This is a genomic window from Terrirubrum flagellatum, assembly GCF_022059845.1.
Lineage (GTDB): Bacteria > Pseudomonadota > Alphaproteobacteria > Rhizobiales > Beijerinckiaceae > Terrirubrum > Terrirubrum flagellatum.
In genome coordinates this window covers 1,818,235-1,841,018 of the sequence record NZ_CP091851.1, presented here as the reverse complement: position 1 = coordinate 1,841,018, position 22,784 = coordinate 1,818,235, and the positions used below count along the sequence as shown (strand labels likewise).

Sequence of the window (22,784 nt, the reverse complement as noted above, 5' to 3'; positions counted from 1 at the left end):
CGATGGCTGAGATCCGGGTCGACAATCTGGTCAAGCAGTTCGGCGGCTTCACCGCCGTCCGCAACGCGAACTTCACCGTCGAGAATGGCGATTTCTTCTGCCTGCTCGGCCCGTCCGGCTGCGGCAAGACGACGACTCTTCGCATGATCGCCGGGCTCGAACTGCCCACCTCCGGCCGCATCCTGCTCGACGGCGAAGATGTCACCTTCAGGCGCGCGCGCGAACGCGACATCGCCATGGTGTTCCAGCTCTTCGCGCTCTACCCCCACATGAATGTGCGCCGGAACATTTCCTTTCCGCTGGTGTCGATGGGCGTGCCGCGGGAAGAGACCAGAAAGCGCGTCGAGGACGCCGCGCGCATCCTGCGCATCGAGCATCTGCTCAACAAATCCGTGTCCGGCCTGTCCGGCGGCGACAGGCAGAGGGTCGCGCTCGGCCGCGCGATCGTGCGCGAACCCAAGGCCTTCATGATGGACGAACCGCTGGGCGCGCTCGACGCCGAGTTCCGGCATCTCATGTGCGGCGAATTGCGCGCGCTTCACGACCGGCTGAAGGCGACGACGGTCTACGTCACCCATGACCAGCTCGAAGCGATGTCGATGGCCGACAAGATCGCCGTGATGAATGAAGGCGAAATCGAACAGCTCGGCGCGCCGCAGGATATCTATGATTTCCCGGCGTCCATGTTCGTGGGCGATTTCATCGGCTCGCCCGCGATGAATTTCATCCATTTCGAAAGCGGCCTTGCCACAGGCGACACGTCGGTGACGATTGACGGCGCGACGATCGCCGTGCCGGCGTTGCGCGAAACGCGCAACCCGGGCCCGCTTGCTCTCGGCGTCAGGCCGGAACAGATCATCATCAGCGATCGCCTCGGCGCGCCGGACGCGATTCCCGGCGAAGTCTTCGGCGCTGAATATCTCGGCACCAACCAGATCATCACGCTGATCACGCCGCGCGGTTCGATCAAGGCCCGCGCCCCGGCTCATGCGCGCGCCATCGCGGGCGACAGGGTGAGCGTGGCGTTCCGCGCTGAACGGCTGTCGCTGTTCGATGCGGCGACGGGAAAGGCAATCGACAGCGCGCGCGATGCGCATGCGACGGGAACTCGACATGGCTGAGATCATCCTCAGTCATATCTCGAAGCGCTTCGGCCAGGTCAGCGCGGTCAGCAATCTCTCGCTGTCGATCCGCGACGGCGAGTTCATCGTGTTGCTGGGTCCGACTGGCGCCGGCAAGACGACGACTCTGCGCCTGGTCGCCGGCCTTGAAACGCCTGATGAAGGAAGCGTCTCCATTGGCGGCGTCGACGTCACCACGCTTGCGCCGGCGGCTCGCGACGTCGCCTTCGTGTTCCAGCAATATTCGCTCTATCCCCATCTCAGCGTATTCGACAACCTCGCTTTCCCCCTACGATCGCCGACCCGTCGCACGCCGGAGGACGCCGTCCGCCGCATCGTCCACGACGTGGCGAAGCTTCTGAAGATCGAAAGCAAGCTGCAGAGCCGCGCGACCGAATTATCAGGCGGCCAGATGCAGCGGGTCGCGATCGGCCGCGCGCTGGTCCGCCGCCCGTCCGTCTATCTCATGGATGAGCCGCTTTCTTCGCTCGACGCCAAACTGCGATCGGATTTGCGCGTGGAGCTCAAGCGCATTCAGCAGGACCTCGGCGCGACCATGCTTTATGTGACGCACGATCAGACCGAGGCGATGACGCTGGCGTCGCGCATCGGCGTGATCGAACGCGGGCGGTTGGCGCAGGTCGGCCCGCCGCGCGCGATCTATGAAGATCCGGCCAGCGTCTATGTCGCGACGAGACTCGGCAGCCCCTCGATCAATCTGATGCCGCGGAGCCTCTTCCCGGAGGCGCCGGCGCCGTCGGGAACGGAAACGATCGGCGCGCGCACCGAACATCTCGCGATCGGGCGCGCCAGGAATGGTGGAGCGACCGGCAAGGTGAACTGGATCGAACGGCTGGGCGATCAGAACCATCTCCACATCGATCTCTCAGGCCAGCGGATCGTGAGCCTCGTCGATCCCGATGACGGTCTCGGCGTCGGCGACATGGTGTCGGTTGGCTTGCGCCAGCCGCTTTTCTTCGGCGCCGACGGCCTGCGCGTGAGGTGAGCATGGACGCGGCGCTTCAGAAGAAACTGATCCTGTCCATGGCGAACGCGATGATCTCGCATGCGGAGGAATTGACCGCGCTCGATCAGGCGATCGGCGATGGCGATCATGGTCTGAACATGAAGCGCGGCTTTGAGAATGTGCTTGAACATGTCGACGCGACGGCCGCCAAGCCACTGCCCGAGGCGCTGAAAGCGATCGGGATGGCGCTGGTCATGAAGGTCGGCGGCGCGTCGGGGCCTCTGTACGGCACGCTCTTCATGAGTCTGGGCAAGGAGATTCCGCCGCAGCCTTCCCTCGATGACGCGGCGCGCGCGCTTGGCGCCGCAATCGAGGCGGTGAAGGCGCGCGGCAAGTCGGATTTCGGGCAGAAGACGATGCTTGATGTGCTGGGGCCCGTGCATGCGGCGATAGCCGACGGAGCATCCGATCTTGCAAGCACACTGCCCGTAATCGCCGCCGAAGCGGCCGAAGCGACCGCGCCGCTCAAGGCGATCCGCGGCCGGGCGTCTTTCCTGGGCGACCGCTCGATCGGCCATGTCGATCCCGGCGCGCGCTCATCCGCGCTGCTCGTTTCGGCGATCTGCTCAAATTTCGGAGTCTGAAGGATGCCATCGCGCTCGAATGTCGGGATCGTCATCGTGTCGCATTCGCGCAAGGTCGCCGAGGGCGCCGCAGACATGGTGCGCCAGATGGTCGGCGACAGCGTCCCGCTCGCCACGGCCGGCGGCAACGCCGACGGCGGGCTTGGCACGGATGTCGCCTCCATCATGACCGCGATCGATCACGCCTGGTCCGAATCCGGCGTCGCCATTCTCGTCGATCTCGGCGGCGCCGAGACCAACAGCGAGATGGCAGTCGAGATGATGCCGGAGGAGCGGCGGGACCGGATCGTGATTTGCAACGCCCCCATCGTCGAGGGGGCGGTCATGGCGGCGACGGAGGCGTCGGGCGGCTCGCCGCTCGCCGTCGTTCGCGCGACCGCCGAAGAACTGGCGTCGGCGTGAAAAGCCGACTGGAAAGGAATGAGAGTATGCAGACGGTGAAAGCAAGCGCGCTTCTCACCAACAAGGTCGGGCTTCATGCGCGCCCGTCCGTGAAGTTGACGCAGACGGCCAAGCGGTTTTCGGCGAGCATTCAGGTCGCGACCAGCGAGAGCGGCCCCTGGACCGACGCCAAGAGCCCGGTGAAGATCATGCGGGTGAAGGCGGCGCAGGGCGAAACGCTGCATTTCCAGGCCATGGGCGAGGACGCGCAGGCCGCCGTCGCCGCGCTGGTCGACATCGTCGCCCGGAAATTCGACGAGGAATGAATGCGATGGAGCGCCGGCTTTCCGGGCTTTCGGCGTCGGCGGGCTTCGCCTACGGACCTGCGGTGGCGTTCCGCGCGCTTGCGGGCCTGCGCCGCGAAAAAGGCTCCGCTGACGACGAAAGAAAGGCGCTGTCCCACGCGGTCGCATTGGCGCTGCGCGATGTGAGCGCGCTCGCCGCGCGCCTCGAAGGCGACGCAGCCGAAATCGTCGGGTTTCAGGTCGCGCTGCTGGAGGACGACGCACTGACTGAAGGCGCCTATGCCGAAATCGCGCAGGGCGTCGCCGCGGAGCGCGCCTGGACCGACACCATGGACTCCGAGATCGCGGGATATGAAGCGTCCGACGACGCTTACTTTCGCGCGCGCTCCGCCGATCTCGTCGATATCCGCGATCGCGTGCTGCGCCGCCTGTTCGATCTGCCTGAACCAACAAACGCGCCTCCTGGCGCCATCATCGTCGCGGAGGACCTTCCGCCCTCCTCTTTCCTGGGCATCGACTGGTCGCGCGGCGGCGGCATTGCGCTCGGCGGCGGCAGCCCGACAAGCCATGTGGCGATGCTCGCGCGCGGACGCGGCGTGCCGATGGTGGTCGGGCTCGGCCCGCAATGGCAGGCGATCACCGGCGCCGCTGTTGTGGATGGCGTCACCGGGGTGGTGCTGGCGGAACCGTCCGCGGAGACGATCGAACGCGTGCGCCTTCAGCGCGACGAATTGAACCGCGCGCGCGATGACGCCGAGGCGCGCAAGCGCGAGCCCGCAATCACGCGCGATGGTGCGCCCATTGCTGTCATGATCAATGTCGCCGGCCTCGCCGATGTGCGCGATTTTCCGGTGGAGGCTTGTGATGGAATTGGGCTGACACGCACGGAGTTTCTCGCCGAGGAAGCGCTTCGCGATGAGGAGCGGCAATATCAGCTCTATGCCGATCTGCTTCGCTGGGCGGAGGGAAAACCCGTCACCATCCGCACGCTCGACGCCGGCGGCGACAAGCCGATCGCGGGCTACACCATCGATGGCGAGAGCAATCCCTTCCTCGGTTTGCGTGGGATCAGGCTTTCGCTGCGACACAAGGACGTCTTCAGGATTCAGCTTCGCGCGCTGGCGCGCGCCGCGAGCGCTGGCCCGCTCAAGATCATGCTGCCGATGGTGACGACGCCTGACGAACTCGAGCAATCGCGGCGGCTGCTGAATGAAACACTGGCCGAACTGGCGGAAGAAGGGTTGCCGCACGCGACTCCTCAGCTCGGCATCATGGTCGAGGTTCCCGCCGCGGCGATGGCGATCGCAGCGTTCGACGCCGCCTTCTTCTCCATCGGCTCAAACGATCTCACGCAATATGCGACGGCGGCCGCGCGCGACGCGTCTGACGTCGCAGCCTATGCCGACGTGCTTCATCCCGGCGTTCTCGCCATGATCGCGCATGTCGCCGCGCATGGCGTCGCAAGCGGTCGCGAAGTGAGCCTGTGCGGCGACGCCGGCGGCGATCCGCGCGCCATCGAAGCGCTGTTGCGCGCCGGCGTTCGTTGCGTATCGGTCTCGCCGGGGCTTCTCGCGATGACAAAGGAAGCGATCCGCAGCGTCGATCTCGCCGCGTCTCGGGCGATCCCATGACTGACGCGCCCGCGATAACCGACGCCTCGCCGCTCGCCGAATACAAGGCGATCCTGCGGACCGTCATCGACAACAGGCCTTCCGGCACACGCCAGCGTCTTGCGGAAGCCATCGGCAAGAACCGCAGCTTCATCTCGCAGATCGTCAATCCGGCCTATGCGACGCCGGTGCCCGCCCAACATCTCGAAACCATCTTCCATATCTGCCATTTCGGGCCGCAGGAGAAACAGGCGTTTCTTGCCGCCTATCGCGCCGCGCATCCTGGCCGGCTTGATTCCGAAGGCGCGCTTCATCCGATGCGCCGCCTGGTCGTCGAACTGCCTGACTTCGGCGACCCCGAGATGAATGCGCGCGCCGATCATATCGTGATCGCCGTAGCGCGCGGGCTGGCTTCGCTGATCCCGGCGGGCGCTCCGGATGAAGATACAGAAAATGCGGGAGGACGTTCGTGAAGAAACTGATCAATGGAGTCGACACGGTCCTGTCGGAGAGCCTGCACGGCCTCGCCGCTATCCATGGCGACATCCTCACCCTCGGCGAGGATGACAAGTTCGTTCGTCGCAGGACGCTGAAATCCGGCAAGGTCGGGCTCGTGTCCGGCGGCGGCTCAGGTCATGAACCGCTGCATGCAGGTTTCGTCGGCGTCGGCATGCTCGACGCCGCCTGCCCCGGCCAGGTCTTCACGTCTCCGACGCCAGACCAGATGCTGGCGGCGTCGCAGGCGGTCGACACCGGCGCCGGCGTGCTCTTCATCGTGAAGAATTACGAAGGCGACGTGATGAATTTCGAGATGGCGGCGGAAATGGCCGGCGGCGAAGTTGCGACCGTCGTCACCGACGACGACGTCGCAGTCGAGACCTCGACCTATTCGACCGGCCGCCGCGGCGTCGCCGGCACCATGATCGTCGAGAAGATCGTCGGCGCAGCCGCCGAACAGGGACGCGATCTCAGGGCGCTCAGATCGCTGGGCGAGGAGGTCAACAAGCGCACGCGCTCCATGGGCGTCGCGCTGACCTCCTGCACCATGCCGGCCGCCGGCAAGCCGACCTTCTCGCTTGGCGATGATGAAATGGAGATGGGCGTCGGCATCCATGGCGAGCCTGGGCGTCGCCGTGTGAAGCTCGGCTCCGCCGACGCCATCGCCGATGAAATGATGGGCGCGATCCTCGGCGAACTCGCGCCAAAGAGCGGGACGCCTTGCCTGCTGCTCGTCAACGGTTTCGGCGGCACGCCGGCGATGGAGCTTTATCTCATGGCGAACTCCGCCAAACGCATCATGGATAGCCGCGGCCTGCCAATCGCGCGCGGACTTGTCGGCTCCTATGTCACGTCGCTTGAAATGGCGGGTTGCTCGCTGACGGTCACGACGCTCGACGATGCATTGACGGCGCTGTGGGACGCGCCGGTCCACGCCGCTGCGCTGAGATGGTGATCGGCGACGCGAACTAGCGCCGCATCGCCGCCGCCGGCGAGCCGCGATAAGCGAGCATCGCCGGCGCTGCGGCGACGACCATGCCGGCCGCGATGAGGATCGCGATCCATGCCGCGTCTTCGCCTGTGAACTCCACCGGCGCGACGACGCCGCTCGTTCGCGCGAGCCACGCCGTGAACAGCTTCGCGCCGCCCCAGCCGAAGACGATTCCGAGCGCGACGCCAAGCAGCAGAAGCACAAGCATCTCGATCCAGACGAGCGAGAACACGGCGAGCCGCGAGGCGCCGAAGGCGCGCAGCGCGCCGATCTGGGCGCGTCGTTGCGCAAGATGCATCACGCAGACAAGCACGATCGCCGCGGCGACCAGAATCTGCGTCGCCGTCGCGACGGCGGCCAATACAGCGCGCGCGTCGCCAAGCGTCGCGAACAATCGCGCCAGCACCTCGCCCGGAAAGACCGCAAGCGTCGCCTCGGTGCGATATTCCTGTCGCAGCCGATAGGCGTCGGCGATTGTCTTCGCCTTGACGAAGATCGCGGGGACACCGGGCGCATTGCGCCAGGGCGGACCGAGATGATCTGGCGCGTCATGATCGTGATCGCCGTCATCGTCTTTGGCGGTCGCGAGCGCGGCGCGAACATTGGCGGTCGGCTGAAGCGGGCCGGACTCGTAGTTCGGGCGCGCCTCCATGTGATGGAGCCGCCAGACGGCTTCGATCGGAACAAGAATGGCGCGATCCCACGGCGTATTCGTCGCCGCCATCCGGCCAACCACCTTGTAGGAGAGCTCGGCATGCGTGTGGCCGCCCTCGCCTGCGAGCCCATGCATCGGCTTGATGGTCGCGCCCATCGCGAGTTGCACGCGCGCGCCGATCACGGCCTCGCCGATCGTCTCGATGTTGCGGCCTTCGGCGAGAGCGGCCTTGCCGCCATCGGTCACGAGCTCGGCAGTAGTTCCGACGATCGGCATGCCGTCGAAGGAATCGCCGAAGCCGACGGGCGCCGCCATCGCCACGCGCGGATCGGCGGCGAGCTTTTCAAAGATTGAGCCCGACAATAGCGTCAACGGCGAAGGTTGCAGGAACACTGAGGACAGCACGAGTTGCGTGTCGCCGCCCGGTGCGCCCACGACGAGGTCGAAACGCTCCGCAGCGCGCGCGCTGCCAAGACGCAGCGCCCGCTCCTGAAGGTTGATCGAGAGACCGAGACCCGTCGCGCCTGAGATCAACAGCACCACGACGAAAGACCCCAGCCACAGCCGCCGGAGATCAGCCGCAATGAATCGCAGGAAAATCATGCAGCCGCCGGCAAATGCGGCGTCGCGATGCGACCGCCCTCGAGCCTGATGATGCGCGAAAGACGCCCCTCAAGCGCCTCGTCGTGAGTGACGACGATCAGCGTCGCCCCCGCTTCAGCAGTCAGCGCGAGCAGAAGGTCCGCGACCGCGATGGCGCTGTCACTGTCGAGGCTAGCGGTCGGCTCGTCCGCGACGATGATCGACGGCTTCATCTGCAATGCGCGCGCAACCGCAACGCGCTGCATCTCGCCGCGCGACATGGTTTCGATCTTTTGCGCTGCGCGCGATAGACCGACCTTGCGGAGCAATTCTTCCGCGCGCGCGACCGCACCGCGATCGATCGACCAGGCGCGCAACTGCTGCGGCAGAAGCACATTGTCGATCGCGCTCAGGCCGGCGAACAGATGAAAATCCTGCATGACGAGCCCGACATGACGCGCGCGCCAGGCGTCGCGGCGCGCCTCGCTCATCGCCGCGATATCGACGCCGCCCCAGCGCGCTTCGCCTTCATCAGGCCGATCGAGACCGGCGGCGATATTGATGAGCGTGGTCTTGCCCGCGCCCGACGGCCCCATCACCGCAACGCGCTCACCCGTGGCGATCGACAAGGCGGGAACGTCGAGAACCGGCTTGGGCAGGCCGGGGTAACGCGCGGCCACGCCGCGCATCACGAGATCCATGTCAGGCCGTCCGGAAGCGGGCGTCGCGCAGGCGCAGCAGGCTGACGAATCCCGTGTCCGGATCGGTCCAGGCCCCGTATTCGAGCGCGCCTTCCACATCGATCGGCGCGTTGTACTGCACGAAGGTCTGCTTCGCGCCGAGATAGACAACGACAATGTCGCTCGGCCAATCCGCGTCCGACGAGCAGAAGGGGCAAAGCGCCATCGGAATTTTGGTCAGCACGAAGAAATTCGCTTCCGCTTTCAGCGGCGGCGCCATGAAGCCACGCATCCTGACCGGCTTGCCCGCCAGTTCCTTGACCCGATCGGAGAAACTCATGCCGAGCACGCCGATCGCGCCGTAAAGATCCTCAAACGCCAGATCAGCCGGCGCCGCCAGCGCCTCGCGGTCGGCGATGGCCGTGAAGCCAAACGCGCCGGCGGCGATGACAGCCGACCGGCGCGAAAGGCGAATGGACGAGAATGCGGACATTCCCTGCTCCGGAATGGAGGGAGGGCGGCGATCCGCCCTCCACAGTGACTTCACTTCTGCGCAACCATGGTCTGGCCGAGCGCCAGCGCTTCAGCCATCACACGGAACACGTCGCTGTTCTCCATGTAGCCCCGGAATTTTTCCGAGCCCGGACCCTGGGCCTGAAGGACAGCATCGTCAACGGCGTGAACTCCGGTGTCCGCGTCCTTCGGCAGGTTGCCGATGCGCAGCACCGCGCCGGGGACATTCTTGTAGGCTTCGTTCGCGACATACTGCTTCTTGTCGTTCTGGATCGCCGGCACGAACGGATCATCGAGCTTCGGCCGAAACGTCTCATAATAGTCCGGAAAGTTGTTCGCGAACATGGCGAGGCGGCGGGACACGTCGACGCGGTCGGGATAGCCGTCGCCATCGGAGTCGACGTAATTCGGGAAGCCGGCGTCGGCGTAGGTGCCAACCTTCTCGCGCATCTCGTCGCCTGGCTTATCGTCATTGATCGTGCCGATCAGCGATACGCCATGGGTGTGGTCAGGCGTGACGATGATGAGCGTGTCGGGATTGTTGCGGGCGAATTCGCGCGCGACGCCGACAGCCTTGTCGAACTCGATCATCTCGAACACCGAGCGCTCCCAGTCGAGCGGGTGGGACATCTTGTCGATCGAGGCGCCCTCCACCATCAGGAAGAAGCCATCCTGATTGCGCGACAGCACGCTGAGCGCGGCCTGCATCATCTCGACAGTGCCCGGCTGGTTCGGGAACTTCGGCACGGTGCCCTTCTTGAGCAGCAGCCGGTCAAGCGTCACATCCATATTGCCGGGATGGAACACGCCGAGCAGCTTGCCGCTGTTGTTCTCGCGCGCGGCCTTCGTCATTTCGTCCGCCGTCGTGGCGAGAGCGTAACCCTCGTCCTTGAACTTGGCGAAATAATCGATGTCGTCCTTGCGCTTCGAGCCCGGAGTCTTCTGCGGCAGGAAATAGGCCGAGCCGCCACCGAGGATCACTTCCGGCTTGACGTTGAACAGATCGGCCATCAGCTCGGCCTTGTCGGCGCGGCGGCGCGTATGACCGACGACCGCGGCCGGCGTCGCGTCCTGCAACTCGGCGCCAGAGACGATGCCGATCGACATCCTGGTGTTGCGACGGATGATCTCGGCGATCGTTTCCTGCTTCGGGTGGTCGAGCGAATTCTTGGCGCGGCTGGCGTAGACGCCGATGGCGTTCACGGCCGACTTGTGGCCAGTCATGTAGGCGCTCATCGTGTTGGCGCTGTCCGCGGCGATCGCGTCCGTCGAGGACGTACCGATGAAGGCCATCGCCGGCAGATCGTCCATGTTGAGGCGGCCGACCGCCTTACCCTCCCGATTGCCCTTCGACATGATGCGCGCGGCCGTGCGGTGCGCGACCGACATGCCGTCGCCGAGCAGGAAGATCACGTTCTTGGCGACGCGCGGCGCCGGCGTGCCATAGACGGACCAGTTGACCGTCTTGCCCTTGTCGCCAGCCTTGACTTCGATCTTGTAGTCGCCAGCTTTCGCGAGCGAGACGTCGCGGACGATCAGCGAGGAAGCCGAACCGCCATCTTCCTTCTCCATGAAGGTGAACGATTTTCCGAGCGCCTTCTCGGCGTCCTCGCCATTGATGGTGACCGTCACATCGCCGCGCGCGACCACGGCGGGGAGTTCGACCTTCATGTCGAACTTCGCGCCTGCGAGCATCGTCGCGCGATCGAGCGGATAGATCGTCTGGGCGTTCACCGCCCCCGGGATCGCCGCGAGCGCGACGGCAGCCAACCATCCATGCTTCATGGAGTGCCCCTTTCGTGAGCGGCCCGGCGCGCCCGGAAATCGGGACGCGGAGAGCCGCGGGATTCAGCGCCTGCGCGATACGGGCAGCAGATGTCAGCCCCATGACACCAACCGGGGCGCGGAGAACTCGACCTCGCCGATGCGCAGCGACAGACGAAGCGCCGCAGGCGCGCAGACACAATTTAGAACCGGATCAGCATTTGATGCCGAGAACAAGGGGGGAACGCGCAAGAAATTCTCCAAAAGTTGGGGGTCCAAAGCAGAAAATCCGTCCGGACGGCTGTTGCGCAACCATTGACTTGGCCCATGCGGCTAACGCAACTGACCGCCAAGGACGGCGCTCGCCGTCATGGAGGATCCAATGAAAAAGAAACTCTTGCTGGCCGCCCTGTCGGCGACGGCGCTGATGGCGGCCGCGCCCCTGTCGGCGAAGACGCTTGTCTATTGCTCAGAGGGGAGCCCCGAGAATTTCTACCCCGGCGTCAACACCACGGGCACATCGTTCGACGCCAACACCCAGATCTATGACACGGTCGTGCAGTTCGAGCGCGGCGGCACCAAGGTGCAGCCGGCGCTCGCGGAGAAGTGGGATATCTCCGAAGACGGCACCGTCTATACGTTCCACCTGCGCAAGGGTGTGAAGTGGCACGATGCCAACAAGGCGTTCAAGCCGACGCGCGATTTCAACGCCGACGACTTCATCTTCACCCTCGAGCGCATGTGGAAGGAAGCGAACCCCTTCTTCAAGGTGACGAGCTCGAACCATTCCTATTTCGAAGACATGGGAATGCCGAAGCTGCTGAAGTCGGTTGAGAAGGTCGACGATCTCACGGTCAAGATCACACTCAACCGTCCGGAAGCGCCATTCCTCTCCGACCTCGCGATGCAGTACGCCAGCGTGCAGTCGAAGGAATACGCCGACGCGATGCTGAAGGCGGGCACGCCTGAGAAGATCGACCAGGACCCGATCGGCACCGGCCCCTTCTATCTCGTGCAGTATCAGAAGGACGCGATCATCCGTTACAAGGCGTTCGCGAATTACTGGGCGGGCAAGGCCAAGATCGATGATCTCATCTTCGCGATTACGCCGGACTCTTCCGTGCGCTGGGCGAAGCTGCAGAAGGGCGAATGTCACATTATGCCCTATCCGAATCCGGCCGATCTCGAAGCGATGAAGAAGGACGCCAACGTCCAGATTCTCGAACAGCCCGGCCTCAACATCGGCTATCTCGCCTACAACACGACGAAGAAGCCCTTCGACAATGTGAAGGTGCGTCACGCCGTGAACATGGCGATCAACAAGAAGGCGATCATCGACGCGGTCTATCTCTCGAGCGGCGTCGCGGCGATCAATCCGATCCCGCCCTCGATGTGGTCGTACAACGACACTATCAAGGATGATCCCTACGATCCGGAAGCGGCCAAGAAAGCGCTGGCGGACGCAGGTTATCCCAACGGTTTCGAGATGGATCTCTGGGCGATGCCGGTGCAGCGTCCCTACAATCCGAACGCCAAGCGCATCGCAGAGCTGATGCAGGCGGACCTCGCCAAGGTCGGCGTCAAGGCTGAAATCAAGTCGTTCGAATGGGGCGAGTACCGCAAGCGCATGCAGAATGGCGAGCATCAGAGCGGCATGCTCGGCTGGACGGGCGACAATGGCGATCCGGACAACTTCCTGCACACGCTGCTGGGTTGCGATTCCGCCAAGACCAACGGCTCGAACGTCGCCAAGTTCTGCTATCAGCCCTTCGAGGATCTGGTGCTGAAGGCCAAGTCCGTGTCGAACCAGGCGGAGCGCGACAAGCTCTATCGTGACGCCCAGGCGATCTTCAAGGAGCAGTCGCCCTGGTTCACCATCGCGCATGCGGTGCAGTTGAAGCCGGTGCGCAAGGAAGTGAAGGACTTCCTGCTCTCGCCTTTCGGCCGTCACACCTTCTACGGCGTCGACATCAACTGACGCTGGCCCGGCCTATGCATTAATGACCGGGCGCGGCTGCAAAAGCCGCGCCCGTTTTCAAAATGGAGGTTGAGATGTCGGTTCGATCTTTTGTCGCCGCTGCGGCGGTGGGACTTGCACTGCAGATTGGCGCCGCAGGCGCGCAGACTCTGGTGGTTTGCACGGAAGCCAGTCCCGACTTTCTCAATCCGCAATTTACCGGCCAAAACACCGCGTTCGATGTCGCGGCGCAGGTCTATGACCGGCTCGTGGTGGCCAAGCGCGGCGGATCGGAGATCGTTCCGAGCCTCGCCGAGTCCTGGACGATTTCCGAAGACGGAACCATCTACACGTTCAAGCTGCGGCGCGGCGTGAAATGGCAATCCGCGAAGGGCTTCACGCCGACGCGCGACTTCAACGCCGACGACGTGATGTATTCGATCAACCGCATGTCGGATGAAAACCATCCCTATTACAAGGTCGGCGGCTCGAACTATCAGTTTTTCGGCGAGATCGTGAAGCCAAGCTTCAAATCGATCGAGAAGGTCGACGACTACACCGTCAAGGTCACGCTGACGCGCCCCTATTCGCCATTCCTCAGCGCGCTGTCGGTCGAACCGATGTCGATCCTGTCGGCTGAATACGCTGATGTGATGATGAAGGCGAACACGCCTGATCAGGTCAATCAATGGCCCGTCGGAACAGGCCCCTTCACCTTCATGGCCTATCAGAAGGATGCGACGATCCGCTTCCGCGCTTTCGCCGACAGTTGGACCAAGAAGGCAGGCGATCCCGATCGCATGGCGCTCGTCAACGATCTCGTCTTCGTCATCACGCCGGACGCCGCGGTGCGTTACGCCAAGGTGAAATCAAACGAATGCCAGATCGCCCGCTATCCCAATCCCGGCGATCTCCCGGCGATGCGCGCTGATACGGGCATCAATCTTCTCTCCGGCACCATCGCCGATCAGAGCTTTCTCGCCTTCAATCAGCAGAAGAAGCCGTTCGACGACAAGCGCGTCCGCGAGGCGCTGGTTTATGCGACCAACATCCCCGCGATCATCGAGGCGGTCTATCAGGGCACCGGCAAACAGGCGAACGCGCTGATCCCGCCGTCGCTCTGGTCGCATGACGACGCGCTGAAACCACGCCCCTACGATCCCGCGAAGGCCAAACAGTTGCTAGCGGAGGCCGGCTATCCCCAAGGCTTCAAGACGGTGCTGTGGGCGATCCCCGTGGTCCGCGCCTACATGCCGAACGGCCGCCGCACCGCCGAACTCGTGCAAGCCGATTGGGCGAAGATCGGCGTGGAGGCGACGATCCAGACCTACGAATGGGGCGAGTATCTCAAGCGCGGGCGCGCCGGCGAGCATGAAGTCGGCATGTTCGGCTACACTTGGGATTATCCCGATCCCAGCCAGATTCTCCTGTCGGGCTGGACCTGCGCCGGCGTGCAGACCGGCGCCAATCGCGCCCGCTGGTGCAACAAGGAATTCTCAGACCTCCTGACCAAGGCCAACACGATCAGCGATCAGGCCGAGCGCACCAAACTCTTCATCCGCATGCAGGAGATCTTCAGCGACGACGTCGGCGGCCTCCTGTTCGCGAACGCGACCGCGTTCACGCCGGTCACGAAGAATGTGAAGGACTACAAGATCCATTTCTTCGGCGGCCAGCCCTTCTACGGCGTCTCGCTCGCCAAGTGAGCTTGCGGGCGGCGCGAGAGTTATCCGCGCCGCCCGCCAATAAAAAGAACGGAGGGGCGCAAGTGCGTATCTATATTTCCGCCGATATCGAAGGCATCGCCGGCGTTGTCACGCGCGAGCATACGCGGCCGGAAGGATTTGAATATCAGTCGGCGCGCGTCTGGATGACCGACAGCGTCGCGGCGGCCGCCAACGCGGCTTTCGAGAGCGGCGCGACCGAAGTCGTGATCAGCGACAGCCATGGCAACATGCAGAACCTGCTGCTCGACCGCTTGCCTCCTCAGGTTCAGGTGGTGCGCGCTTCGCCTCGCCCGCTATCGATGATGCAGGGCATGGAGGTCGGCGACTACGCCGGCGCGCTGTTCATCGGCTATCACGCCGGCGCGACCAATCCCGGCGGCATCCTTGCGCATACCTTCCGCAGCGTGTCATTGCGCGAAGTGCGCGTGAACGGCGTCTCCGTCCCCGAGGCCGGCATCAACGCTGCGATCGCCGGTCATTTCGGAACGCCTGTTCTCCTCGTCAGCGGCGACGACGTCTGCATTGACGAGACGCGCGCTTTTCTCCCTGACATCGAGGCGGTGACGGTGAAATGGGCGCACAGCCGCCTGTCAGCGCGCACGATCACGCCGACCGCTTCCTATGAGCTGATCTCGGCCGGCGTGAAGAAGGCGATCGATCGGCGCGCGTCGATCAAGCCCTACGTCATCCCCAGCCCGATCACGCTTGATGTGAACTACCTCTATCGCCAGCCAGTCGAATATATCGCGCTGCTCAAGGGCGTCGAACGGCTCGACGCCTTCACCATCCGCTACATCGCCGACGACATTCTCGACCTCCAGCGCTTCATGGTGTTCGCGCTGGGATACAACGCCACCCTGCAATGACGCTTCCAATCCGCCCTTCCCGCCGGCCGATTGCTGGCGTCCCGCGACAGAACTAGAATAGCTCCAGAATGCTGCGCTTCATTCTCACCCGCGTCAGCCTCGTCATCCCGACTTTCATCGGCATCACGCTGCTGGCCTTCTTCCTCATCCGGCTGGTGCCGGGCGATCCCATCGAAACGATGGCCGGCGAACGCGGCATCGATCCGGCCCGTCACGAAGCCCTGCGCAAGGAGTTCGGCTTTGATCAGCCGGTGCTCGTGCAATACGGCATCTATATCGCCCGCGTGCTCCATGGCGATCTCGGCAAGTCGATCGTCACGCGCGAGAACGTCATCACGGAGTTTTCCGCGCTGTTCCCGGCGACGATCGAGCTCGCCGTCTGCGCCATTCTGTTCGCGCTCCTCATCGGCCTGCCCGCAGGAATTCTCGCAGCAGTCAGACGAAACTCGATCTTCGATCATGGCGTGATGGGCCTGTCGCTCACCGGCTACTCCATGCCGATCTTCTGGTGGGGCCTGCTGCTGATCCTGCTGTTCTCCGTGCAGCTTGGGATTACGCCGGTCTCCGGCCGCATCGCCGTGCAATATTTCATCGAGCCGGTGACGGGCTTCCTCCTCATCGACAGTTTGCTCGCCGGCGATTTCGACGCATTCCGCTCGGCGCTGTCGCATCTCATTCTGCCGACGATCGTTCTCGGCACCGTGCCGCTCGCTGTCATCGCCCGCATGACGCGCTCCGCCATGCTCGAAGTGCTCGGCGAAGATTATATCCGCACGGCGCGCGCCAAGGGCCTTGCGCCCATACGCGTGATTGCGCTGCACGCGCTGCGCAACGCGCTCATTCCGGTGGTGACGGTGATCGGCCTGCAGGTCGGCGTGCTCTTCACCGGCGCCATTCTCACCGAAACCATCTTCTCCTGGCCGGGCGTCGGCAAATGGCTGATCGAGGCGATCAGCCGCCGCGACTATCCCGTGCTCCAGGGCGGAACGCTGCTGATCGGCGTCGTCGTGATGAGCGTCAACCTCCTGGTCGATCTGCTTTACGGCCTCATCAATCCGCGCATCAGGCATACGCGCTGACATGACAAGACATCTCTCATCTCATCGAATTTTCGCGGCGGAGCGCGCATCATGAGCGCCGAGACGATCAACATCCCAACGGCAGCGCCGTCCGGGCCGCCCCATCCCCTGCGCGAATTCTGGGGGTATTTCAGCGCCAATCGCGGCGCGGTCGCCGGCCTCGTCGTCATCTGTCTCGTGCTGCTGCTGGCGCTCTTCGCCGATTTCATCGCGCCGCACTCGCCCTATGTCACCAACAACACGGTCTTCCTGAAGCCGCCCTTCTGGCAGGAGGGTGGATCGCTGAGCTATCCCCTCGGCACCGACGCAATCGGCCGCGACATCCTCTCGCGCCTGCTCTATGGCGCGCGCCTTTCACTGGTGATCGGCATCGCCGTTGTGGCGATCGCGATCGTGGTGGGCATCGTCCTTGGTCTCGTCGCAGGCTTCTTCAAGGGCGTCACCGAAATCGTCATCATGCGCGCGATGGATATCGTGCTGACGCTGCCAAGCCTGCTGCTCGCGATCGTCATCGTCGCGATCCTCGGGCCCGGCCTGATGAACGCCATGCTCGCCGTCGCGATCGTCGTGCTGCCGCACTATGTCCGCATCACACGCGCCGCCGTCATCGCCGAGACGTCGAAGGACTATGTGGTCGCGGCGCGCGTCACTGGCGCAGGCACGCTGCGCCTGATGTTCAGCGAGGTGCTGCCGAACTGCACCGCGCCGCTGATCGTGCAGGCGACGCTCGGCGTCTCGACCGCGATCCTCGACGCCGCGGCGCTCGGCTTCCTCGGCCTCGGCGCCCAGCCGCCGGCGCCGGAATGGGGCACCATGCTCGCCGACGCGCGCGAATTCGTGCTGCGCGCCTGGTGGGTCGTCACCCTCCCCGGCCTCATGATCCTCATCACCGTCCTCGCCTTCAATCTCCTCGGCGATGGTCTGCGCGACGCGCTCGATCCAAAATTGAAACGCTGATCATGTCTCTTCTCGAAATCGAAAATCTGAGCGTCGAATTTCCGACTTCGTCGGGCGTGCTGCGCGCCGTCGACGGCGTCAGCATGAAGCTCGACGAGGGCGAAATCCTCGGCGTCGTCGGCGAATCCGGATCGGGCAAGAGCGTCACCATGCTCGCCCTCATGGGCCTCGTCGCCTATCCCGGACGCGTGAAGGCCGACAAGCTCGCCTTCGCCGGGCGCGATCTGCTCACAATGTCGGAAGGCGATCGTCGCAAGCTCACGGGCAAGGACGTCGCGATGATCTTCCAGGAGCCGACGACCAGCCTCAATCCCTGTTTCACCATCGGCTTCCAGCTCGCCGAGACGCTGAGATTGCATGAGGGCATGAGCAACTCCGCAGCGCGCAAGCGCGCCATCGAGCTGCTGGAGCAGGTCGGCATCCCCGCGCCTGAGAGCCGCCTGAAAGCCTATCCGCATCAGCTCTCCGGCGGCATGAACCAGCGCGTGATGATCGCCATGGCGATCGCCTGCAATCCGCGCCTGCTCATCGCCGACGAGCCAACCACCGCGCTCGACGTCACCATTCAGGCGCAGATCCTCGACCTCCTGATGTCGCTGCAGCGCGACCGCGGCATGGCGCTGGTGCTGATCACGCACAATATGGGCGTCGTCGCCGAGACCGCGCAGCGCATCATGGTGATGTATGCCGGCCAGATCATGGAGGAGCGCAAGGTCGGCGCGCTCTTTGAAGCCCCCCAGCATCCCTATTCCGCCGCGCTGCTGTCGGCGCTGCCGGAGCGCAGCGAGAACGACACGCGTCTCGCCACGATCCCCGGCATGGTGCCGGGCCTTCACGATCGCCCGCGCGGCTGCCTGTTCAGTCCGCGCTGCGCCTACGCCACCGATCATTCGCGCAATGTGCGCCCGGCGCTGCGCGAATGGCAGGGCGGCCAAATCCGCTGCCACTATCCGCTCGGCGATCCCGAGCGCGCTGGAAACATGGCCGCGGGCGGCCTTGTCGCGCAGCCGGAGAACGCGGCATGAGCGCGACCGTCGTCGAAGCCCGCGAACTCCGGCAGGTCTACGAGATCAAGCGCGGCCTCTTCCGCGCGCCCGCCCATCTGCATGCGGTGAGCAGCGTCTCCTTCTCCGTCAAAGCCGGAAAGACGCTCGCTGTGGTCGGCGAGTCCGGCTGCGGCAAATCCACGCTCGCGCGCATGGTGACGCTGATCGAGAAACCGACATCGGGCGCACTGACGCTCGACGGCAAGGACGCGGTCTCGCCTTCCGGGCAAGACGCGAAGACGCTCCGCCGCACGGTGCAGTTCGTCTTCCAGAACCCCTATGGCTCGCTCAATCCGCGTAAGAAGATCGGCACGATCCTCGAAGAGCCGCTGCTCATCAACACCGACCTGCCGAAGGCCCAGCGCACGGAGAAGGCGCGCGCCATGATGGCGAAAGTCGGCCTGCGGCCCGAGCATTATGTGCGCTATCCCCACATGTTCTCTGGCGGCCAGCGCCAGCGCATCGCGATCGCGCGCGCGCTCATGCTGTCGCCGAAACTGCTGGTCGCGGACGAGCCGGTGTCGGCGCTCGACGTGTCGATCCAGGCGCAGGTGCTGAACCTGCTCGCCGATCTCCAGGAAGAGCTGAAGCTCGCCTATCTCTTCATCTCGCACGATCTCGGCGTCGTCAGGCACATCGCGCATGATGTGATGGTGATGTATCTTGGCCATTCGATCGAACAGGGCCCGAAGCATGCGCTGTTCGCGCGACCATTGCATCCCTACACGCAGGCGCTGCTCGCATCGACGCCGAACACATCGGGCGCGAAGCGCGAGCGCATCGTGTTGCGCGGCGAATTGCCCTCGCCGCTCAATCCGCCGAAGGGATGCGTGTTCTCGACACGCTGCCCCTATGTGAAGGATCGCTGCCGCGCTGAAAGGCCCGCGCCGCGCACGCTCGACAACCGCATGGTCGCGTGCCACTTCGCCGAGGACTTTCTCAAGGCCGCAGCGTGATGCGCCGCATCATCGCCGCATGACATTTCGCGTCATCACATCGCGTCATCACAGCGTGACGGGCCACGTCATCGCTTTGCGTTGACGCCGTCATGCCCCTGCGCGAACGTCCTCCCCGTTTCTCGGGAGGCTGATATGAAGTTCGGAATTCTCTGCGCCGCATCGCTCGCCTTGCTGGTCGCCGCCTGCGACCAGAAACCCGGTCCGGCGGGACCGGCCGGTCCTCAGGGCGCGCAGGGACCCGCGGGACCGCAAGGCGCTCAGGGCGCGCAAGGCCCGGCTGGACCCGCCGGTCCTGCGGGGCCTGCTGGCCCTGTCGGCGCGGCTGGCCCTGCCGGCCCCATCGGCCCCGCCGGCTCGGTCGGACCTGCTGGACCCGCCGGCCCAGCTGGCGTCGCGGGCAGCATCGGCCCCGCTGGGCCTGCAGGCGCTCAGGGACCGGCCGGTCCCCAGGGCGAACGTGGCCCGACCGGCGGCATGACGATCATGTATCGCGCCTGGAGTTCAGCCGCCGACCTCGGCCGCTGCGAGGCCGACGAGTCGATCATCAACGCCTTCATCTCCTGCGATGACGGCGTGTCGCTGACGGACGATCCGACGCGTCCGGGCAAAAAGGCGGCGCAATGCACCAGCAAGGATGAGGGCGTCGCCGCTGGCACGCTCATCTGCGTGAAATAGCGCTTAAGCCGCCAATGAAAACACGTTGGCCTGCGTGACCCGCAGGCCGACATTTTCGCCGACCGCCGGCGCAATCTGGCTCGCGACATCGACATCGAGATTATTGTCGAGACCGTCGATCGCCACTTCGGCGCGGCGGATCGCCCCGCGCCGGCGCACTGCGGCGACGACGCCGCTCAGCCCGACCGAAGAGGGTTCGATCAGCTTGAAATGATGCGGCCGCACATAGAGCGCCGCCGGCCCTGAACGATTGACCTGCGAGCCCGCATAGATCGGCGCGTCGCGGAAAAACGCGCGCCCGCCGGCGATCTCGACGGGGAGACGGTTCGCCTCGCCGAGGAATTCACAGACGAACGCCGTGCGCGGATGATCATAGACATCATCAGGCGCGTCGACCTGCTCGATGCGGCCGTCGTTCAGGATCGCGACGCGATCGGCGAGCTCAAGCGCCTCTTCCTGATCATGCGTGACGAAGACCGTCGTGTGGCCGGTGCGGTCGTGAAGTTCGCGCAGCCAGCGCCGCAGGTCCTTGCGCACTTTCGCGTCGAGCGCGCCAAAGGGCTCGTCGAGAAGCAGCACGCGCGGTTCGATCGCCAGCGCGCGCGCCAGAGCTACGCGCTGCCGTTGGCCGCCTGACAACTGCGTCGGGAAGCGACCGCCAAGCCCGCCAAGCTGGACAAGCTCCAGCAGCTCTTCAACACGCCGCGCAATCTCCGCGCGTGATGGACGCGACGAACGCGGACGTGCGCGCAATCCAAAGCCGATATTCGCCGCGACCGTCATATGCCGGAACAGCGCATAGTTCTGGAACACGAAGCCGATGCGGCGATCGCGCAGCGAGAGATTCTGCACATCGGATTGATCGAACAGGATGCGGCCGGAATCCTGCGCGTCGAGCCCGGCGATGAGGCGCAGCAACGTCGTCTTGCCCGAGCCGGACGGCCCAAGCAAAGCAACAAGCTCGCCGGCGCGCACGTCGAGCGACACGCCGCGCAGGGCGGCATGCGTCCCGAACTGTTTCTCCACCGCTTCAACAGTCATTGCGACTGACATCGGTTTCTCCGATCAGATATTCTGGCGCGCGGCTTGTCCGTCGCCGGACCGCCACTCGAGCAGCGTTTTCAACAGCAGCGTCACCAGCGCCAGCAGCGCGAGAAGCGACGCGACGGCGAAGGCCGCGACCGTGTTGTACTCGTTGTAGAGAATCTCGATATGCAGCGGCATCGTCGTGGTGACGCCGCGAATGCGGCCCGACACCACGGAGACGGCGCCGAATTCGCCCATGGCGCGCGCGTTACATAGCAGCACGCCATAAAGCAGACTCCATTTCACGTTGGGAAGCGTGATCATGAAGAATGTGCGCCAGCCCGATGCGCCGAGCGTCAGCGCCGCTTCCTCGTCGGCGCTTCCCAGCGACTGCATATGCGGGATCAACTCGCGCGCGACGAACGGAAACGTCACGAAGATCGTCGCCAACAGAATTCCCGGCAGCGCGAAGATGATCTGGACGTTGTTCGCTGCAAGCCACGGTCCGAAATAGCCCTGCGCGCCCAACAGCAGGACATAGACGAGGCCCGAAATGACAGGCGAAACGGAGAATGGCAGGTCGATCAACGACACCAGCAGATTCTTGCCGGGGAAGTCGAATTTCGCGATCGCCCATGCCGCCGCTAGTCCTATGACCACATTGAGCGGCACCGCGATGACTGCGATCAGCAAGGTCAGCCTGATCGCAGCCCATGCGTCCGGCTCGGTCAGCGCTACGAGATAGGCGTCCCAGCCCTTGGCGAAGGCTTCGACGAAGACCGACGCCAGCGGCAGAAACAGGAAAAGCCCGAGAAAGGCGATCGCGACCGCGATCAGACAAAATTGCGTCGCGCGCGACTCCGATCGCACGCGTTGCGCGGGTGCAGCAGGCGCGGAAAGAAATGCGGTTGCGTCAGACATCGCCGATCGTCCTGCGCGATGCGCCATGCAGCCAGTTGACGATGAAGATCAGCAGAAACGACACCAGCAACATCATCACCGCAAGGACGGCGGCGCCGGCATAGTCGAACTGTTCGAGCCTGATGACGATCAGCAGCGGCGCGATCTCCGACACCATCGGAATATTTCCGGCGATGAAGATCACCGAGCCATATTCGCCGACGGCGCGCGCGAAGGCGAGAAGAAAGCCCGTCAATAACGCCGGCATGATCGCCGGCAGCAGCACGGTGAAGATGGTGCGCGCGCGGCTTGCGCCGAGCAAAGCAGCCGCCTCCTCAATTTCGGATTCGAGATCGTTCAGAACCGGCTGCACCGTGCGCACGACGAAAGGCAATCCAACGAAGACAAGCGCCACCATCACGCCGAGCGGCGTGTAGGCGATCTTGATGTCGAACGGCGCGAGCAAACGCCCGACCCAGCCGTTCGGCGAATAGATCGTCGCAAGCGCGATGCCGGCGACAGCGGTTGGCAAAGCGAAGGGCAGGTCGACGGCAGCGTCGATCAGTCGTCGACCGGGAAAGCTATAGCGGCCCAACACCCAGGCGATCAGAAGTCCGAAGACGGCGTTGATCAGCGCCGCAGCCAGCGCCGCGCCAAACGACAGTCTCAGCGCCGCCAGCGTGCGTTCCGATGTCGCGATGGCGATCATGTCATCAACGCCTGCGCTTGCAGCCTTGATCACAAGCGCAGCGAGCGGAATGAGAACAATCAGCGAGAGCGCCGTCACCGTGACGCCAAGCGACAGTCCCAATCCCGGCAAAACGGAATGGCCCCGCGCGGCCGGTCCGGTCGATCGAAGCGCAGGAGCAGCGGCCGCCACG

The 22,784-nt window shown here is 64.4% G+C and carries 23 protein-coding genes; 16 read left to right on the top strand and 7 right to left on the bottom strand.

Features of this window, described 5'->3' with window-relative positions; translation table 11 throughout:
• The first annotated feature begins 2 nt into the window (after window positions 1-2).
• From L8F45_RS08940 to dhaK, 8 genes are read left to right on the top strand one after another with little or no spacing between them, the layout of a single operon-like run.
• Complete coding sequence (locus L8F45_RS08940) at window positions 3-1,121, top strand: ABC transporter ATP-binding protein (protein WP_342362528.1); 1,119 nt, start codon at window positions 3-5, stop codon at window positions 1,119-1,121.
• Window positions 1,114-2,127, top strand: a complete 1,014-nt coding sequence (locus L8F45_RS08935; protein ID WP_342362527.1) for an ABC transporter ATP-binding protein — start codon at window positions 1,114-1,116, stop codon at window positions 2,125-2,127. Before L8F45_RS08940 ends, L8F45_RS08935 begins: the two co-directional genes overlap by 8 nt.
• 2 nt (window positions 2,128-2,129) lie before the next feature.
• Complete coding sequence (dhaL, locus tag L8F45_RS08930) at window positions 2,130-2,732, top strand: dihydroxyacetone kinase subunit DhaL (protein WP_342362526.1); 603 nt, start codon at window positions 2,130-2,132, stop codon at window positions 2,730-2,732.
• A gap of 3 nt (window positions 2,733-2,735) precedes the next feature.
• Window positions 2,736-3,134 (top strand): dihydroxyacetone kinase phosphoryl donor subunit DhaM, encoded by a 399-nt coding sequence (dhaM, locus tag L8F45_RS08925; RefSeq protein WP_342362525.1) that lies wholly within the window; start codon window positions 2,736-2,738, stop codon window positions 3,132-3,134.
• Between the two features lie 26 nt (window positions 3,135-3,160).
• Window positions 3,161-3,439: an HPr family phosphocarrier protein gene (locus tag L8F45_RS08920; protein WP_342362524.1), complete on the top strand. Its 279-nt coding sequence runs from the start codon at window positions 3,161-3,163 to the stop codon at window positions 3,437-3,439.
• A gap of 5 nt (window positions 3,440-3,444) precedes the next feature.
• Window positions 3,445-5,049: a phosphoenolpyruvate--protein phosphotransferase gene (locus L8F45_RS08915; RefSeq protein ID WP_342362523.1), complete on the top strand. Its 1,605-nt coding sequence runs from the start codon at window positions 3,445-3,447 to the stop codon at window positions 5,047-5,049.
• The gene (locus L8F45_RS08910; RefSeq protein ID WP_342362522.1) at window positions 5,046-5,501 is read left to right on the top strand and encodes a hypothetical protein; all 456 of its coding nucleotides are present in this window, start codon (window positions 5,046-5,048) and stop codon (window positions 5,499-5,501) included. The genes L8F45_RS08915 and L8F45_RS08910 overlap by 4 nt, the downstream gene beginning before the upstream one ends.
• A complete protein-coding gene (gene dhaK / locus L8F45_RS08905; protein WP_342362521.1) occupies window positions 5,498-6,481 on the top strand; it encodes a dihydroxyacetone kinase subunit DhaK in 984 nt (327 codons plus the stop codon). Before L8F45_RS08910 ends, dhaK begins: the two co-directional genes overlap by 4 nt.
• A gap of 13 nt (window positions 6,482-6,494) precedes the next feature.
• On the opposite strand, the gene L8F45_RS08900 is transcribed toward dhaK, so the two are convergent.
• The 4 genes from L8F45_RS08900 to L8F45_RS08885 are packed head-to-tail and all read right to left on the bottom strand — an operon-like array spanning window position 6,495 to window position 10,732.
• Window positions 6,495-7,775, bottom strand: a complete 1,281-nt coding sequence (locus L8F45_RS08900) for an FtsX-like permease family protein (RefSeq protein ID WP_342362520.1) — start codon at window positions 7,773-7,775, stop codon at window positions 6,495-6,497.
• Complete coding sequence (locus L8F45_RS08895) at window positions 7,772-8,455, bottom strand: ABC transporter ATP-binding protein (RefSeq protein ID WP_342362519.1); 684 nt, start codon at window positions 8,453-8,455, stop codon at window positions 7,772-7,774. Before L8F45_RS08895 ends, L8F45_RS08900 begins: the two co-directional genes overlap by 4 nt.
• A gap of 1 nt (window position 8,456) precedes the next feature.
• Window positions 8,457-8,927 carry a hypothetical protein gene (locus L8F45_RS08890; protein WP_342362518.1) on the bottom strand — a complete coding sequence of 157 codons (471 nt, stop codon included), beginning with the start codon at window positions 8,925-8,927 and terminating at the stop codon, window positions 8,457-8,459.
• A 50-nt stretch (window positions 8,928-8,977) separates the two neighbouring features.
• Window positions 8,978-10,732 carry an alkaline phosphatase gene (locus tag L8F45_RS08885; RefSeq protein WP_342362517.1) on the bottom strand — a complete coding sequence of 585 codons (1,755 nt, stop codon included), beginning with the start codon at window positions 10,730-10,732 and terminating at the stop codon, window positions 8,978-8,980.
• A 361-nt stretch (window positions 10,733-11,093) separates the two neighbouring features.
• Here L8F45_RS08885 and L8F45_RS08880 point away from each other — a divergent pair, with 361 nt between their 5' ends.
• The 8 genes from L8F45_RS08880 to L8F45_RS08845 all read left to right on the top strand — a co-directional run bounded on the left by L8F45_RS08880 (window position 11,094) and on the right by L8F45_RS08845 (window position 19,977).
• Entirely contained in the window at window positions 11,094-12,689 is a 1,596-nt protein-coding gene (locus tag L8F45_RS08880; RefSeq protein ID WP_342362516.1) for an ABC transporter substrate-binding protein, read from the top strand.
• A gap of 74 nt (window positions 12,690-12,763) precedes the next feature.
• Window positions 12,764-14,374, top strand: a complete 1,611-nt coding sequence (locus L8F45_RS08875) for an ABC transporter substrate-binding protein (protein ID WP_342362515.1) — start codon at window positions 12,764-12,766, stop codon at window positions 14,372-14,374.
• A 62-nt stretch (window positions 14,375-14,436) separates the two neighbouring features.
• Window positions 14,437-15,261: a M55 family metallopeptidase gene (locus L8F45_RS08870; RefSeq protein ID WP_342362514.1), complete on the top strand. Its 825-nt coding sequence runs from the start codon at window positions 14,437-14,439 to the stop codon at window positions 15,259-15,261.
• Between the two features lie 68 nt (window positions 15,262-15,329).
• Window positions 15,330-16,340, top strand: coding sequence for an ABC transporter permease subunit (locus tag L8F45_RS08865; RefSeq protein ID WP_342362513.1), 1,011 nt, complete (start codon window positions 15,330-15,332; stop codon window positions 16,338-16,340).
• A gap of 51 nt (window positions 16,341-16,391) precedes the next feature.
• Window positions 16,392-17,297: an ABC transporter permease subunit gene (locus L8F45_RS08860; protein WP_342362512.1), complete on the top strand. Its 906-nt coding sequence runs from the start codon at window positions 16,392-16,394 to the stop codon at window positions 17,295-17,297.
• Between the two features lie 2 nt (window positions 17,298-17,299).
• Window positions 17,300-18,322, top strand: a complete 1,023-nt coding sequence (locus tag L8F45_RS08855; RefSeq protein WP_342362511.1) for an ABC transporter ATP-binding protein — start codon at window positions 17,300-17,302, stop codon at window positions 18,320-18,322.
• The gene (locus L8F45_RS08850; protein WP_342362510.1) at window positions 18,319-19,299 is read left to right on the top strand and encodes a peptide ABC transporter ATP-binding protein; all 981 of its coding nucleotides are present in this window, start codon (window positions 18,319-18,321) and stop codon (window positions 19,297-19,299) included. The genes L8F45_RS08855 and L8F45_RS08850 overlap by 4 nt, the downstream gene beginning before the upstream one ends.
• A 135-nt stretch (window positions 19,300-19,434) precedes the next feature.
• Window positions 19,435-19,977 (top strand): hypothetical protein, encoded by a 543-nt coding sequence (locus L8F45_RS08845; RefSeq protein ID WP_342362509.1) that lies wholly within the window; start codon window positions 19,435-19,437, stop codon window positions 19,975-19,977.
• A gap of 3 nt (window positions 19,978-19,980) precedes the next feature.
• Here the strand turns inward: L8F45_RS08845 and L8F45_RS08840 are convergent, their stop codons facing one another.
• From L8F45_RS08840 to cysT, 3 genes are read right to left on the bottom strand one after another with little or no spacing between them, the layout of a single operon-like run.
• Window positions 19,981-21,030, bottom strand: a complete 1,050-nt coding sequence (locus tag L8F45_RS08840) for a sulfate/molybdate ABC transporter ATP-binding protein (RefSeq protein ID WP_342362508.1) — start codon at window positions 21,028-21,030, stop codon at window positions 19,981-19,983.
• 12 nt (window positions 21,031-21,042) lie between these two features.
• Entirely contained in the window at window positions 21,043-21,924 is an 882-nt protein-coding gene (gene cysW / locus L8F45_RS08835) for a sulfate ABC transporter permease subunit CysW (protein ID WP_342362507.1), read from the bottom strand.
• A complete protein-coding gene (gene cysT / locus L8F45_RS08830) occupies window positions 21,917-22,783 on the bottom strand; it encodes a sulfate ABC transporter permease subunit CysT (protein WP_342362506.1) in 867 nt (288 codons plus the stop codon). Before cysT ends, cysW begins: the two co-directional genes overlap by 8 nt.
• Between the last annotated feature and the right edge of the window lies 1 nt (window position 22,784).